Source organism: Prevotella conceptionensis 9403948 (assembly GCF_000312305.1).
GTDB classification, from domain to species: Bacteria; Bacteroidota; Bacteroidia; order Bacteroidales; family Bacteroidaceae; genus Prevotella; species Prevotella conceptionensis.
In genome coordinates this window covers 241042-242321 of the sequence record NZ_HE999443.1, presented here as the reverse complement: position 1 = coordinate 242321, position 1280 = coordinate 241042, and the positions used below count along the sequence as shown (strand labels likewise).

General features: G+C 53.4%; 1 protein-coding gene. It reads left to right on the top strand.

Annotated features, from left to right (window positions below):
• Positions 1 to 1135, top strand: a 1135-nt coding sequence (locus BN93_RS00830) for a glycoside hydrolase family 32 protein (RefSeq protein WP_044259328.1), incomplete at its 5' end; no start/stop codon positions are given.
• Between the last annotated feature and the right edge of the window lie 145 nt (positions 1136 to 1280).

The window sequence follows — 1280 nt, the reverse complement described above, 5'->3', positions numbered from 1 at the left end:
TAACAATACGGCTGGCTTTGGCGCAGGTGCGGTGGTGGCATTCTATACATCGGCCGGCGAAAGCCAAACGCAAAGCATGGCATACAGCACAGACAACGGACAGACCTTCACCAAGTACGACCGCAACCCCGTGATAACGGCTCCGATACCCGATTTTCGCGACCCGCATGTGTTTTGGCATCAACCAACCGAACGCTGGATAATGGTGCTTGCCGCTGGTCAAGAAATGCAATTCTACTCGTCGAAGAACCTCAAAGAATGGACGTTTGAAAGTAAGTTTGGCGAAGGATATGGCAACCACGACGGCGTTTGGGAATGTCCCGACCTGATGCAGCTGCCCGTTCGCGGCACCGACAAGCAGAAGTGGATGCTTATTTGCAACATCAACCCTGGCGGACCTTTCGGCGGAAACGCCACGCAATACTTCATCGGCGAGTTTGATGGGCACCAGTTTACCTGCGAAGACAAGCCCGAAACAACCAAGTGGATGGACTATGGCAAAGACCATTACGCCGGCATCACCTTTGACAACGCACCGCAAGGTCGCCGCATACTGATGACGTGGATGAGCAATTGGCAGTATGGCAACCAAGTTCCCACGCTGCAATTCCGCTCGGCAAACACCATTGCATGCGACCTCGACCTGTTCGAACACGAAGGTCAGACCTTTGTTGGTCGCACACCTTCCAAAGAACTATTAGCCGCTCGCACCAAACCTCTGTTCAAAAACAGCACTTCGGCACGCAGAACCTTCAACCCAGCGCAAGGCGCATACGAGCTAGTGATGGTTGTTAAGCCTCAAACCAAGGGCAAAACACGCCTTACTTTGCAAAACGCCGCAGGCGAAAAGGTTGTTGTTAGCTACGATGTGGCCGCGCAAACGCTATCGGTAGACCGCACCCAAAGCGGCAAATCCGACTTCAGCGATGCCTTCAAGGCCGTTACCATTGCCCCAACCCGCGGCCTGATAACCACGCTCCGCATCTTTGTAGATAAGAGTAGTGTTGAGGTTGTAGACGCCCAAGGCAAGGCCTCGCTCACCAATTTGGTGTTTCCCTCAACGCCTTACAACACCCTGCTGCTCGAAAACGCGGGTGGGAACAAGGCCAGTGTGTCGGCGTTTGAGATGAAATAAGGGTCTAAGGAGTAAAGCCAAGGGCTTTGTCAGACAGCTCCGACAAGTCAGACCGGTCAGACTAGTCCGACTAGTCCGACCAGTCCGACAGGTTCGACCAGCCCTACTGGCCACCCCAATCATTCTATCTTAACAAGTAAACAAC